The sequence below is a fragment of the Microcoleus sp. bin38.metabat.b11b12b14.051 genome (assembly GCF_013299165.1).
Lineage (GTDB): Bacteria > Cyanobacteriota > Cyanobacteriia > Cyanobacteriales > Microcoleaceae > Microcoleus.
Map to the genome: position 1 here is coordinate 15892 of NZ_JAAFKD010000017.1, position 12838 is coordinate 28729.

General features: G+C 45.4%; 14 protein-coding genes. 8 read left to right on the top strand and 6 right to left on the bottom strand.

Features of this window, described 5'->3' with window-relative positions; translation table 11 throughout:
- Positions 1 to 40: 40 nt before the first annotated feature.
- Entirely contained in the window at positions 41 to 1084 is a 1044-nt protein-coding gene (hemF, locus tag QZW47_RS18350; RefSeq protein WP_293129416.1) for an oxygen-dependent coproporphyrinogen oxidase, read from the bottom strand.
- 281 nt (positions 1085 to 1365) lie between these two features.
- Here hemF and QZW47_RS18355 point away from each other — a divergent pair, with 281 nt between their 5' ends.
- From QZW47_RS18355 to QZW47_RS18365, 3 genes are all read left to right on the top strand, one after another.
- Positions 1366 to 2436: an Mrp/NBP35 family ATP-binding protein gene (locus tag QZW47_RS18355; RefSeq protein WP_293129418.1), complete on the top strand. Its 1071-nt coding sequence runs from the start codon at positions 1366 to 1368 to the stop codon at positions 2434 to 2436.
- Between the two features lie 261 nt (positions 2437 to 2697).
- Entirely contained in the window at positions 2698 to 2889 is a 192-nt protein-coding gene (locus QZW47_RS18360; RefSeq protein ID WP_106149246.1) for an NAD(P)H dehydrogenase subunit NdhS, read from the top strand.
- A gap of 273 nt (positions 2890 to 3162) precedes the next feature.
- Positions 3163 to 3831 (top strand): HAS-barrel domain-containing protein, encoded by a 669-nt coding sequence (locus tag QZW47_RS18365; RefSeq protein WP_293129421.1) that lies wholly within the window; start codon positions 3163 to 3165, stop codon positions 3829 to 3831.
- A gap of 70 nt (positions 3832 to 3901) precedes the next feature.
- Here QZW47_RS18365 and QZW47_RS18370 read toward each other — a convergent pair whose 3' ends face one another.
- Both QZW47_RS18370 and QZW47_RS18375 read right to left on the bottom strand, forming a co-directional pair.
- Entirely contained in the window at positions 3902 to 4102 is a 201-nt protein-coding gene (locus QZW47_RS18370; protein WP_293129423.1) for a hypothetical protein, read from the bottom strand.
- Positions 4099 to 4443, bottom strand: coding sequence for a hypothetical protein (locus QZW47_RS18375; RefSeq protein ID WP_293129425.1), 345 nt, complete (start codon positions 4441 to 4443; stop codon positions 4099 to 4101). Before QZW47_RS18375 ends, QZW47_RS18370 begins: the two co-directional genes overlap by 4 nt.
- A gap of 157 nt (positions 4444 to 4600) precedes the next feature.
- On the opposite strand from QZW47_RS18375, the gene QZW47_RS18380 reads away from it, so the two are divergent.
- A complete protein-coding gene (locus QZW47_RS18380; RefSeq protein WP_293129427.1) occupies positions 4601 to 4987 on the top strand; it encodes a Rieske (2Fe-2S) protein in 387 nt (128 codons plus the stop codon).
- Positions 4988 to 5260: 273 nt separating this feature from the next.
- Here QZW47_RS18380 and QZW47_RS18385 read toward each other — a convergent pair whose 3' ends face one another.
- Both QZW47_RS18385 and xrtO read right to left on the bottom strand, forming a co-directional pair.
- Positions 5261 to 8128 carry a TIGR02921 family PEP-CTERM protein gene (locus tag QZW47_RS18385; RefSeq protein WP_293129429.1) on the bottom strand — a complete coding sequence of 956 codons (2868 nt, stop codon included), beginning with the start codon at positions 8126 to 8128 and terminating at the stop codon, positions 5261 to 5263.
- On the bottom strand, positions 8106 to 9671 hold the full coding sequence (gene xrtO, locus QZW47_RS18390; RefSeq protein WP_293129431.1) for an exosortase O: 1566 nt from the start codon (positions 9669 to 9671) through the stop codon (positions 8106 to 8108). The genes QZW47_RS18385 and xrtO overlap by 23 nt, the downstream gene beginning before the upstream one ends.
- A gap of 123 nt (positions 9672 to 9794) precedes the next feature.
- Between xrtO and smpB the strand changes: the two genes are divergently transcribed.
- The gene (smpB, locus tag QZW47_RS18395) at positions 9795 to 10262 is read left to right on the top strand and encodes an SsrA-binding protein SmpB (protein WP_293129433.1); all 468 of its coding nucleotides are present in this window, start codon (positions 9795 to 9797) and stop codon (positions 10260 to 10262) included.
- A gap of 95 nt (positions 10263 to 10357) precedes the next feature.
- Here smpB and QZW47_RS18400 read toward each other — a convergent pair whose 3' ends face one another.
- A complete protein-coding gene (locus QZW47_RS18400; protein ID WP_293129435.1) occupies positions 10358 to 10504 on the bottom strand; it encodes a hypothetical protein in 147 nt (48 codons plus the stop codon).
- A gap of 795 nt (positions 10505 to 11299) precedes the next feature.
- On the opposite strand from QZW47_RS18400, the gene QZW47_RS18405 reads away from it, so the two are divergent.
- The 3 genes from QZW47_RS18405 (at position 11300) to QZW47_RS18415 (ending at position 12668) form a co-directional block, all read left to right on the top strand.
- The gene (locus QZW47_RS18405) at positions 11300 to 12025 is read left to right on the top strand and encodes a hypothetical protein (RefSeq protein ID WP_293129437.1); all 726 of its coding nucleotides are present in this window, start codon (positions 11300 to 11302) and stop codon (positions 12023 to 12025) included.
- Positions 12022 to 12249, top strand: a complete 228-nt coding sequence (locus tag QZW47_RS18410) for an Osc7112_2153 family protein (RefSeq protein ID WP_293129439.1) — start codon at positions 12022 to 12024, stop codon at positions 12247 to 12249. Before QZW47_RS18405 ends, QZW47_RS18410 begins: the two co-directional genes overlap by 4 nt.
- Positions 12250 to 12398: 149 nt before the next feature.
- A complete protein-coding gene (locus QZW47_RS18415; protein WP_293129441.1) occupies positions 12399 to 12668 on the top strand; it encodes a hypothetical protein in 270 nt (89 codons plus the stop codon).
- Positions 12669 to 12838 lie beyond the last annotated feature (170 nt).

The window sequence follows — 12838 nt, forward strand, 5'->3', positions numbered from 1 at the left end:
TTACTATTTATCGCGGTGGTTACTTTCTCAGTAGTTTAACTCAGGTCGGTGACTGCTGAGGCAACCAATTCGCCCAATCTTGCGGTTTTAAGAACTTTGAGTAGAGTTCGGCTTCTGGAGAGTTGGGTTCTGGCTCGAAACAATATTCCCAGCGTACCAGAGGTGGCAGGGACATCAGAATCGATTCGGTACGTCCGTTGGTCTGTAAGCCAAAGGTCGTGCCCCGATCGTACACTAAGTTAAATTCAACGTAACGGCCGCGGCGGTAAAGTTGAAAATCGCGCTCGCGATCACCGTATGCTTTCGATCGATGTTTGTCAACAATTGGGGTGTAAGCCGGCAAAAATGCGCGGCCGCAGTCCTGTACGAAGGCGAACAGCGACTCCCAGCTTCTGGGTTCTGGGTGGCCGGCATTCTTGCTGTACTCAGCAGCTTTCCCCTTGACATTCTGGTCGCGGTAAATCGGGCCTTGAGCGTTTTGGTAGTCAAAAAACAGGCCGCCGATGCCGCGGGTTTCTTGGCGGTGCGGGAGGTAGAAATATTCGTCGCACCAGAGTTTAAATGTCGGATAATAGTCTGAGTGGTGTTTGTCGCAAGCTGATTTCAGAGTTTTGTGGAAATGAGCAGCATCCTCATCCAACAGGTAATAAGGAGTCAAATCGACTCCACCACCAAACCACCAAATCGGGCCAGCCTCAAAATAGCGGTAATTCAGGTGCACCGTAGGCAAGTACGGATTGCGGGGGTGTAGCACCATCGAAGTACCAGTGGCGTAAAAATCGTGACCGGCAGCTTCTGGGTGCTTAGCAAGAATCAAGGCCGGCAAACTTTCGCCCCAAACTTGGGAAAAATTGACTCCACCTTGTTCAAACACATCACCTTCGCGCATCACGCGAGAACGTCCGCCCCCGCCTTCGGAGCGTTCCCAAGAGTCTTCTTTAAATTTGCCACCGCCATCGAGCTGTTCGAGGGCTTGACAAATTTCGTCTTGTAGGCTTTTCATAAATTGGCTGACTCTAGCTCTAGAGTCAGCGGGTGGCAAAAACGGGGAAGTCGCGGTTTTAAGTGTTGTAGAAACTGTCATCCGATTTTAGATTTTAGATTTTAGATTTTAGATTGAAGAATTGCGACCACGGATCAATTCGGGGATTGTGACCAAATTGCTTTCAGTCGTAGAAGTTCTTAGCGATCGGATGTGAGTTTGAGATGTACGATAGTTCCCAAATCCTGTCGCCATATAATTATGCCACCGCAGGTCTGCAAATGATCGCTATGAAGTTACATTAAAAAATAGCAATAAAAATATACTTAAACTTGCGATCGATAATTCGTTGACCAAATTGCAGAGCTATGGTGGAGAACACAATGCCCAATACACTCGATATTAGTTCAGTCTTAGAAATCCTGCGACCTGTGCAAGACCCCGAACTGCAAAAGAGTTTGGTGGAATTGAACATGATTCGTAACATTAAAATTGACGGCGGTGTCGTCAGTTTTACTTTAGTGCTGACAACGCCTGCTTGCCCGCTGCGAGAATTTATTGTCGATGATTGCAAAAAAGCGGTCAAACAGTTGCCAGGAGTGGAAAAAGTGACCGTAGAGGTCACAGCCGAGACTCCGCAGCAGAAAGGAATGGTCGATCGCCAAGGCATAGAAGGCGTTAAAAATATTATCGCAATTTCCAGCGGCAAAGGTGGCGTCGGCAAAAGCACGGTAGCGGTAAACGTGGCCGTAGCCCTGGCGCAAACTGGCGCGAAGGTAGGTTTGCTAGATGCCGATATCTATGGGCCCAACGACCCAAATATGTTGGGTTTGGGGGATGCGAAAGTGATGGTGAGGGACGGAAAAAGCGGAGAAACCCTCGAACCCGCTTTCAACTACGGCGTCAAATTAGTCTCGATGGCGTTTTTAATTGACAAAGACCAGCCTGTAATTTGGCGCGGCCCAATGTTGAACGGAATCATCCGACAGTTCCTCTACCAGGCGAATTGGGGCGATTTAGACTATCTGATTGTCGATATGCCTCCGGGTACGGGAGACGCGCAGTTGACAATGGCGCAAGCGGTACCGATGGCCGGTGTGGTGATTGTGACGACGCCGCAGACGGTGGCTTTGTTGGACTCCCGCAAGGGTTTAAAGATGTTCCAGCAGTTGGGAGTCTCGGTATTGGGAATTGTGGAAAACATGAGCTATTTTGTGCCGCCGGATATGCCTGACAAGCAGTACGATATTTTCGGTTCCGGGGGCGGGGAAAGAACGGCGGCTGAGTTGGGAGTGCCGCTGTTAGGCCGCATTCCGCTGGAAATTCCGTTGCGGGAAGGTGGCGATTCGGGCGTGCCGATTGTCGTGGGTCAACCGGATTCTGCTTCGGCGAGGGAGTTGCGGGCGATCGCGGGTCGGATTGCTGGTAAGGTTTCTGTAGCAGCCCTAGCTTGAGTTGACTGTTGACTGTTGACTGTTGACTGTTGACTGTTGACAGCTACCTCTACCTCCACGTGGAAGTCCGTGAGTGAGTGTGGAACAGGCATCTTGCCTGTGTGTGTGTGAGTGGGTGTGGAACAGGCATCTTGCCTGTGTGTGTGGAACAGGCATCTTGCCTGTGTGTGTGGAACAGGCATCTTGCCTGTGTGTGTGGAACAGGCATCTTGCCTGTTCTAGCGTTAAACTATCAACAGCAAACACAACATTCAAACAATTATGATTTTTCCTGGTTCGGCAGTTCGAGTTAAAGATAAGGGCGAGATTTACTACGGCTTTCAAGGACTTGTCCAGCGAGTTACCGATGGCAAAGTCGCGGTACTGTTTGAAGGTGGCAATTGGGACAAGCTGATTACTTTCCGCCTGTCGCAGTTGGATCTAGTGGATGCTACGGCTGGCCGCGCGAAATAGTCAGTTGACAATAAGATTGGTTTGATCGTTCGGACTTTAGTCCTTGATGAATGCGGACTAAAGTCCGAACGATCAAACCGTTTTTATTGTGAGGACTTTAGTCCTTGATGAATGCGGACTAAAGTCCGAACGATCAAACCGTTTTTATTATGCAGAATTGACCGTAAATGATGTAATTGATAATTTATAATTGGTAAAAAGACCAAGACAAGGCAACTGAGTCAATAGCATTGAAAACAACACAAAACAAATGACAAATGACTAACTAAAATTATGCGTTTACCTTTACCCCAATTTACAACAAAAGAGCGCCATCCCGATCGCATTGCCGAAGTCATCGAGACAGCAACTACGGAGTTTTTGGCTCAATGTTTAGAACCGGATGACTTGAGTTTTCCGGTGATGCCGCCTTTTGGGAGTTGGGTGAAGGCGGAAGATGAAGAATCAAAAAATCAAATCTACGGCGTGGTTTACCATGCTACCACTAGCCCGATCGACTCTGTGCACAGAGCTCGCGCCTTGGGTTTGTCGCTGGAAGAGTTGCGGGAAGAACAACCGCAGATTTTTGCGATGCTCAAAACCGAGTTTAGAGTGGCGATTGTGGGGTTTGAGAAGCCACCGGAAAGGTTCAACGGCCACGGCCCATCTAGGGGTACAATTTATCAGTATTTGCCGCCACGCCCGCCACAAATTCACCAAGCAGTTTATCGCTGCGAACCGGATGAGGTGATTGATTTTACGGTACAGTTGGATTTTTTGAGGACGCTGCTGGGAGTGACAAATGCGCCTGTGGATGCACTGGCGGCGGCGACGATTCGGGAGATTTATCAGTTGCGAATGCGCGATCGATCTTGGTTGGTAGAAGCCGGGAGAAATTTAAGTGTTTTGTTGAAAGATGATTATGACAGATTGCGGGTGATTTTGAGCCAGATTCATCCGTAGGAGACATTGGACAGTTTGTCGATCGGGAAAGAGGATTGTTAATCTTATTTGTCCTCTTTATTGATCGCGCTTATTCCGCTACTTTTTCTTGCACTCGCCGATATTTGCCCTCTAAACGTTCCTGTCGCTGACGGCGGTTATCAGCTTCTAACATTGCGAGGACTTCATCTAATTTTAGCGTCCAAACATCAAGCAGGCGACAAGATTCTCGCATCCTAGCAACATTTTGCTGTCTTGTCTCTAAATCTGGTATTCTCGGCTGTTGAGTCATGGCAGGTTCCAACTCCTTTTAATTTCTTGAATACTGGCTTCTGAGGCATCGGCGATTGCCTCTCCCTGGTCTATCGTCCTATACAAAAAGTCTAGCACATCGGCTGTTGCTGCTGGTTGAGATTCTGCCACCTGTTGCAAGATTCTGTGCAAACGGTTGTAGGGAATTCTCAGACGTTCTTTCACATGATCAATTGCTTCTAACTCAGGCATTGTTTCCTCTGTTTCTCCAAATTGCTGTAAGAGGGAATATTCTGCTGTTGTTGCTATATCCAGAAGTGCGACTAACCGCTGTTGCAATATGAAAATAGTGCTAATAGTCTGGTTTGGTAATTTTGCCATGACTTTGAATTTTGAGTGACAAATTATCAGTATAATATAGCAATCCTAAATCATTATCCAGTCCGTTCATCAGTGTAATTCTTGTAGGGGCAACCCCCCGTGGTTGCCCTCTTTAGTTGACGCTGGGGGTAGGCACGGGGGCACTACCCCTACAAATATGTACAAATCATTTAGGATTGCTATAGCACTTCAGAATCGCCAATCAATCCGTCATAATTTATTTAAGCCTAAAAATCATATGTGGGTAGAAATAACAGCGCTAAATCAGATTCCCGAATCGGATATTTTGAAGGTAAAAGTTGAGGAAACTTCACTAATTTTGAATCGCCAAGGTGCGAATGTCACTTGTTACCGCAATGCTTGCACTCATTTGGAATATCCGATCGATATGGGTAGGGTAAGTGACGGCATTATTACCTGTCCTTTTCACAAATATCGGTACAAATTAGATACGGGTAAATGTTTGAATGCACCCAGTGATTCGCTAGAGTCTTATCCGGTGAAGATTGAGGGCGAGATCGTTTTTGTAGAAATTGGTTCGTAGTAAGGACTTTAGTCCTGATTTGTCAAAATCATTAAGGAGGACTGAAGTCCTCACTACAAACTTATAAGTGGTTTGTAGTAAGGACTTTAGTCCTAATTTCCTAAAATGGATGCGGATTGAAGTCCTCACTACAAACTTGTAAATGGTTTTTAGTAAAAACTTTAGTCCTGATTTCCTAAAATGGATGCGGACTGAAGTCCTCACTACAAACTTCTAAGAGTGCGATGGTTGTTGAAATTTGTAGGATTTCAACAACCATCGCACTTCTCACTTTCAACCTACAATTTTCGCCCGCTGCTGACGGATGAAAACCCCCAAAAGCCCGATCGCCCCAAAAATCAAAAGCAGCCATTCTTCCGGCTCAGGCACCCCAGAAACATTCAAAGGATTGCTAGGTTTCGTCAACTCCTCCTTACCCGATTCTACCTTTCTTTCAAATCGATCGCTCTTAGCTTCCGCCGCCTTTAGCTGTGCCCTTTGCGCGTCATTAACCAACACAATCATCGAAGAATAGGGCGTCACCACTTTAAAGGTTTTAGCCAACGAGTGCATCGCATCCAACTGAGTCAACTGATTAGCAGTTTTCTGCTTGCTAAGTGCAGTTATCAACTGCCGCGCAGCTATCGGTTTAAAACCTTCATTATCACCATCTGTAATTTTTGCAACCGCTGTCGTCGCCTTCGGCGTTTTGCTGTAACTCCAAACATAACCATCAACAACACTGATTACAGACTTACCCGATGCTGTTGTCGTCGCCACTCGCTGCATCGCCTCTTTGATATCCGTAGAAACTCCGCCGCCACTATCTTGAATCAGCTTTAAAGTTGCGTCGTCATAACCGGGGGGCAAACCTCCCAAATGCACTGTCCATAGGGGCGAGGCTATAGAAACGGTGGTTTTGCGATCGTCCGCTAACTCGTAACTGTGGCGATCGCTCACCAAGAATACAGTATCGTAAGTCTTATCACCGCGCAACTGTGCAAACTGTTGCAGAATATTCTTAAGTTGGAGCGTACCATAAAACGTCAACTTTCCCACATCAAAACTCCGCAAATCTTCCACCAACTTCGGCGGCATCCCCGCAGCACTCGCCACATACAAATCAACCGAATTTGCTTTTAAACTATTCGCTTTCAACCATTCAAAAGTCTCCTTAACCTCCTTATTTTCCCCCGCCATGCTGCGGGAAGTATCGAGAATCACTGCAAACTTTTTGCCCTGGGGTAGCGAGTAATTTGCATCAACCAGTGGCTTAGCCGAAATTGTATTTTCCCCGGGCAAATTCGCTAAACGCGGTATTGGTTGCTGCTGCGAAGCTGATGGCACAAATTCCGGCAGCCAAATTTCTTTAGCCTCTTTCGGGCTGTATTTAATCTCCTTTCCGCCTATGACTCGGCGAGTATTTTGATTCCAAAAAATATTGCGTTTTTCAGCCAAAACAGGCATAGCCCAACCCTGCGGCTGTCGCATAACTTTGTAAGTCAGCCACATATTCATTTCCGTTGGCGCGTTAGTTTGCGTGCGCGAAAACTCTCGTTTAGCTGGAATTGGAAAAGCTCGCAAGCGGTATTGTTTCGGGCCAATTTGTTCAAGCAAAGCCGGATCTACATTTTCTCTCACCTGCTGGTTATAAACTTGCTGTGCGGCACCTCTGGGCGACACAGTAAATGCAAAACGCTTGTTCAAATTGCCAGTATCACCCAACCAAACTCCTGTAACTGTGGCACTTTCCGGCAGGGAAAAGTAGTAAAATACTTCTTGCAAGTTGGGCGTTTGATTTTTGTAAACTTCGTAGAGTTGAACGTCAGCCCAATCGCCCTTTTCTGTGACTGTCACTTCTTGCGATTCTAGCCATACTTTTTCCTGATTGACATTCAGCAAACCAGCTTTGGCTTCTTCGCGGTTAGATGTTGACTGTACCGCGTACTTGACTGCTGCTGCGTCACCTTTTTGGATTTCGGTATCGAAGAATTCGCCGTAAAGTTTTTCGGCTTTTTTGACATCGGAAGTTGAGCCTTGATACAAAAACGGCGACATTATAAAATTGTAGCTGTTCTGCACATTGCGAGCCGCTGCGTCAGACAAACTGAAAGTATTTTTGTATATCTGATAAATGTGATTGTTTTCTCCCACAGTGCTGAGATAGCGGTACGGAGATAAATAAGCGTTAACTAAGCCCGATCGAATCATATCAGACTTGGCTAATAAAGTTTGACGGGCAGTCTCATTGGCTGCGGGAGTCGCCAGCATTTTCATCGCTTGAATTTGGGGCTGCTGTAGCAAAGCTGCGAAAATCGCCAGCCAAGCCGCCATAACTCCCAAGCTGCCTATGATTGCTTGATTTTTCCCGTATTGGGAAGCGAAACTGTTTAATATTTTTCGTCCAGATTGGATGTAGAGAAATCCGTAAAGCGAAGGCATTAGGACGAATAAGCTCGAAGTAAGACCAAACAGAATCAAGGATAATGGCACCCACCAAATTATCGCAAATGAACTGTACTTTAGAGACTCTATAAGTGGTGTCACCCAGGTAAAACTAAAAAATCCAACTATTATCACAAGTGCGACAGGTAGAGCGTAAAACATCAGCAATGTTGCTGCCCAAGTTCCCACTAACAACATTAAGCTGTGCAATGCTAACTGTATCCACGCACTTCGCTGGTTTCCCATGAATCCAATCGAGCGGGGCTTTCTGTTGCCATCATCTTGAGAGGTTGAAATATCTTGAACGTTTTCTTTTTTTCCCAGATATCCGTACAGCATCTCTACAAAAAATGCTGCGATGCACAAAGCGATTGTTGCGATAATTAGCGAGCTGGCTGGATTCAGTTCTCGCAGCATGAACAGCCTGATTAAGCAGAGTAAAAATAACGGTGCTTCTACTCCGTAAAATAACCGCATTAGCTGTAGCGGTTGCTTTTGAAAACGCTTTGCCCCAACTATGGTAAATACTGTCGGTACTGCTATCAGTGCTGTTAGGGTTAAGGAAAATTCTAGGGGAATTATTCCATCTATTGTGGCTTGGATTAACGGGATTGCCAGGTAGGGCAAAATCCCGAGATAGACTATTGACAAAAATGTCAGGTTCCACACCCAAAAAATGATTTTAAAAATTGCATCAAATACCTGCTTGGCTTTCATGTTTTCCTCCTTTTAAGCTTTGTTTAACAGCATTATGTACGTTAGCAGTAAACTCTTCTACATCGGGATTTTCAGGATTTACGGAACTGTCAAAAAGAATGGAAACTAGCACCCAAGTCTGATTGCGATGGGTGATGTCGCTGCCGATGCGCGATAAGAAGTTATCGGTTGTTTGCTGCGAAGATTGCAGCCAGTATGTAGCGGATAGTTGGTTGTCCTTCAGAGACAGCCAGCGAGCGGTTACGGCAGGAGTTAGCTGTTTTTGTTCTATCCGATTGACGGAGATGCCACTGGTTACAAAGCATAACTCGGGTGCGTGATAAGTCTGCCAAGATGTGCTGGCGACTGCGAGCATGGAACCGCGCAAGTTACCTGACACAAATCTCTTTTTTTCGGCTTTTGTGTCTGGGTAATTGCCAAAAAATCTTTGTTCGCTGGGATTTAGGGGAATTGATTCGGATACGATTTGTTTGGAAAGTGTCAGGGGGGCGATCGCTATTTTTGTACTTTCTACATGATACAATTGAGAAATCACTGCAAGAACAGCCACCGTCGCAATTACTCCGGCTTTTGCCTGAGGCTGATTTTTCAGTATTTCAGGATCTCGTTGCGAGTCAAAATCAATTTGTTGTGTTATCCGAAATTTGGGAACTTGTTGCAGCATCAACCAACTCAAAAAACAAGCGCAGACTAAACCGACAATTCCCAGAGGTACGTGGAGGATTTCTGCATAGGTTGGCTGTTGCCAAACTTGGGCAACCAGCACTAACACGACAACCCGCAAAGCGTTAGCAGACAACAACATTAACAAGTTAGCAGCACATACTGCCAGCCATTTAAAACTCAATTTTCGGCTTTCTAACCAAGTAGCGAATAGCAAAAATAGCGTCCCGACTAACAGGGTTTTAATGCCGCTGCAAGGTACATCAACGTGAGCAATGCCGTTTTCCAAAATCAGGATATCGTAAGAAGAAATAGCTCCCACGTGCAGGATTGAGAGCAACTGTTCTACTAGATGAGCAGTCATCACTCGCGCTGGTAAGCCCAGGCCGCTATTAAACTGATTGCTGAAGGATAAAAGACAACCCACCAAGCCGGCAATTGGCAAGTTTTTTTGCCAAAAATTCGGTTCCGCAAAGAAGCCGCACAGCCCGTAAGTTCCGAGGATAAATAGCATTACGCTAACTTGCGGGATATTAATTGTGCACCCTGCGGCGATCGACAAAACGCCTGCACCCAACATTAACAGCAGCGGATTGCGCCTCAAAACGAAGTTTGTCGAAAATGCCCGCGGCCGATCGCCCGAATTGAGCGATCGCACTACTAATGCTACAATCAGAAAACCAATTGCTATCTTGTACAGTGTCGGTATCTCAACAAACGACGATAACAGCCACTTAACAGCAGAGATATTGGCCCAAAACCAAGCAAGCGCTAGCAAAAAAGGAGCCAGCCAAACCAAATTAACCCCCTGAGTGGGACTAACAGAATCTGAAATTCCCGAATTTGGAACATTGGTGCGCTGCATGATATCGCTTGACATTCACATTGATGAAATCTTAGCTCAGCAAAATTGGGAATGCCTAGACCTGTAAATTAAGTTTTGTCAAGCTGCTATTTTCTATACATAAATGTTAGCCTTATAATAATTTTATCGGAGGTAAAAATGAGCGAAAAAACTACAGGATACAAAATTCTTAGCGACAACCGACAAGCGCGCCATCTGTATGAAATTATAGATACATATCAGGTTGGGATTGAGCTAAAGGGAACCGAAGTCAAATCAATTCGGGAAGGAAAAGCCAATTTGCGGGACGGATACGCTTTGGTGAAGAATGGCGAAATATGGCTGCTCAACGTTCATATCTCGCCCTGGAGAAGTGCTAGCAACTATTTTAATCACGAGCCTCGCCGCACCCGCAAATTGCTGATGCACAAGCAAGAAATTCGCAAATTAATCGGCAAAGTGGAAGAAAAAGGCTTAACTTTAGTGCCGTTAAAAATGTATTTGAAAGGTGGTTGGGTAAAACTTGATATCGGTTTGGGGAAAGGCAAAAAACTGCACGACAAGCGCGAAGATTTGAAAAAACGCGAAGACAAGCGCGATATGGAACGCGCGATGAAGCAATTTTAGTTATTGGTCATTGGTCATTGGTCATTGGTCATCTCGCCCGCTCGCGAAGCCGAAGGGTGGTCATTGGTCATTGGTCATTGCTCATTGGTCATTGGTCATTGGTCATTGGTCAACTGCCAACTGCCAACTGCCAACTGTCCCACTTCAATCTTCTTGAAAATATCCGGATAGCTTGTCGAGCCGCACGAAGCTGTAGGGTGCGTCGCCATTAAAAATACCTCAATAAAAATCGACAATCTCATGGCGACGCACCTGGGTTCTTCAAAGGCCCCTGTAAACAATCCTTAGTTTCAATCCGCACCAACATTATGTTGTAGCAAGACTTGAGAGAAATGGTATAAATCAGAGGCGATTATCTGTAGGGAAACGGCAATGCTGTGTCCGGTGCGGGACAGGCGCGAATGAAAGATAATTTGGATCGGATTGAGGATTGTAGCAATACTTTTTAAAATTGGTATTATTTTAGATTTATTCTGGTCAATTAGCCATCATAAAATTGTTCGATATCCCCATTTATGATTTTGAGGACGGATGTCTTCAGTATAAAGTTAATTAGAGTTATTTCACCGCAATCGATTTTAGATATTATACCAGTTATAAAATATTGGCTATAAAATAATAGTTTGGTTTGTTTAGGAGGCCGAGAGTTGGTCAGGTGCGTCGCTGTAAGACTGTTGATATTTGTTTGGGGATTTTTGATGGCGACGCACCCTACAACTGATACAGTCACATATTGTCGATCGCCTGCCCCAGACTAAGTATTATTACTTGTTTTCGTAACAGTCCTGCCTTCTTCCCGCTTCCCGCTTCAATCTTCCTGAAAATATCCGGATGGCTTGTGAAAACGGATGAAGAATCGACCTATGCTCGAATACATATAGGTAGTGGCAGCATTACACAAGCATTCGGCTGTGGAGTTGCAAACTAGAGATCAGAGGAAATCGGCTCAAGTATGAGTCATTTCCTCAGATGATGATGCCGTGAGGCTGGCAATTAAATATTGTCCACCAAAGATCGCCCAACTCTCAAGTTTAAATATGCTAAAAACGACACCATTAGCTAACCTTTTCAATATCATGAAACAGCCGGGAAAAAAGCATCAAAACTCTAAGTGGGCAGCCTTCCTGCTGATGCTAACCGTAGGCATTGGCGGTTGGCAACTTGGGTTGCCGGAACTCGCATCATTTTTTAACAATAAGGGGTTTGAAAACTACAAAGCCAATCGATTAGCTGATACTCAACAAGCATACGAGCTAGCCCTGTCTGTAGACCCAAAAAGTCGCACGGCTCTTTACAATTTGGGCTGGCTTTGCGAAGAAGTGCAAGATTTTGAATGCGCTAAAGCAAAATACCTGCAAGCTGCCAAACTCGGTCTGCCTGCTGCCTACAGCAATTTAGCTAGATTATATATAGTAGAGAAAAAAAACTATGCTGCCGCCGTTCACTTGCTGTGGCAAGGTTTGAAATTCGCGGAGGACGATCGAGTAAAATATTCTTTACTCAAAAACTTGGGATGGGCTCGGCTAAAACAAGCTAGATATTCCGAAGCATTGCAACATTTGGATGCAGCGATTAAGCTTGATAGTGAAACAGCCGGAACTTACTGCTTAAAAGCGCAAGTCCTGGAAGGGATGAAAAAGACTAAGGAAGCGCTGCCGCAGTGGAAAAGTTGTCTAAAGTATGCGGATTCCCAAGAATTCGATGAGGATATATGGATAGGAATGGCACGTCAACGATTAAAAGAGGAAAAAACAAATAAATGAAACGCACACTTTTGCTTTCATCAACCATACTGGCAATCATAACGGTACTGGAGCTCAGTCAAGCCTCACAAGCGGTGCCAACTTCTGTGGATGTTAAACCCACAGTCAATGAATCAGTGGAAACGCCCTTCAACTCGAATCAGTCAACGTGGCGGCGGTGTACCGATAGAGGTAGAGATTATGCGTGCCCGAGATTCGTCACGCCTACCGACAGCGAAGAATAAGAATTATTTTGAAATAATTTTGTACAGTGCGCCATCAGCACTTGACACCAACAGGTATGTAGTATGTAGTAGTGTTATGTAGGTGCGCGGGGCGCACCTTATACCATTTGAGATTTGAGATTAAAGCATTAAAGAATTGGAAATGACTGATGACGATTTTGGTTTGCAGCTTGTCTCAAGTTGCATTTTTTTTTGAACTCGTTCCTACAGCCACCACGTATAGCAGTGGACAGTTGACAGCTTGCGCGCTGAGCGAAGTCGAAGAGTGGACCTGGGACAGTTGCTTCGTCAAGGAAATCAAATGGTTTCTGCTATGGGCTATAGGCTCTATTCATGAGGTTATTTATGTCCTCACCGCTGTGGCGATTGCTGTACAACCATTTACCAAGAAGAATGGGTTTAAAGCCTGCTCCTTCTAGCTACTGTGTACACACAAGTCCTGAGATCCCCCCTAGCCCCCCTTAAAAAGGGGGGAACCGGACAAAAATCTCTCAAAGTCCCCCTTTTTAAGGGGGATTTAGGGGGATCGAAAGGCTCTGACGTTAGTTTTTAAAGTTGTGTGTACACCGTAGGCTCCTTCTAGGGGGAA

Bases quoted from the DNA above. Each gene is read 5' to 3' on its own strand.
- QZW47_RS18365 (WP_293129421.1), top strand. From the start codon at position 3,163: ATGCGTTTACCTTTACCCCAATTTACAACAAAAGAGCGCCATCCCGAT.
- QZW47_RS18375 (WP_293129425.1), bottom strand. From the start codon at position 4,443: ATGGCAAAATTACCAAACCAGACTATTAGCACTATTTTCATATTGCAA.
- QZW47_RS18360 (WP_106149246.1), top strand. From the start codon at position 2,698: ATGATTTTTCCTGGTTCGGCAGTTCGAGTTAAAGATAAGGGCGAGATT.
- QZW47_RS18405 (WP_293129437.1), top strand. From the start codon at position 11,300: ATGCTAAAAACGACACCATTAGCTAACCTTTTCAATATCATGAAACAG.
- QZW47_RS18400 (WP_293129435.1), bottom strand. From the start codon at position 10,504: ATGAGATTGTCGATTTTTATTGAGGTATTTTTAATGGCGACGCACCCT.
- QZW47_RS18410 (WP_293129439.1), top strand. From the start codon at position 12,022: ATGAAACGCACACTTTTGCTTTCATCAACCATACTGGCAATCATAACG.
- QZW47_RS18380 (WP_293129427.1), top strand. From the start codon at position 4,601: ATGTACAAATCATTTAGGATTGCTATAGCACTTCAGAATCGCCAATCA.
- QZW47_RS18355 (WP_293129418.1), top strand. From the start codon at position 1,366: ATGCCCAATACACTCGATATTAGTTCAGTCTTAGAAATCCTGCGACCT.
- QZW47_RS18370 (WP_293129423.1), bottom strand. From the start codon at position 4,102: ATGACTCAACAGCCGAGAATACCAGATTTAGAGACAAGACAGCAAAAT.
- QZW47_RS18385 (WP_293129429.1), bottom strand. From the start codon at position 8,128: ATGAAAGCCAAGCAGGTATTTGATGCAATTTTTAAAATCATTTTTTGG.
- smpB (WP_293129433.1), top strand. From the start codon at position 9,795: ATGAGCGAAAAAACTACAGGATACAAAATTCTTAGCGACAACCGACAA.
- xrtO (WP_293129431.1), bottom strand. From the start codon at position 9,671: ATGTCAAGCGATATCATGCAGCGCACCAATGTTCCAAATTCGGGAATT.
- hemF (WP_293129416.1), bottom strand. From the start codon at position 1,084: ATGACAGTTTCTACAACACTTAAAACCGCGACTTCCCCGTTTTTGCCA.
- QZW47_RS18415 (WP_293129441.1), top strand. From the start codon at position 12,399: ATGACGATTTTGGTTTGCAGCTTGTCTCAAGTTGCATTTTTTTTTGAA.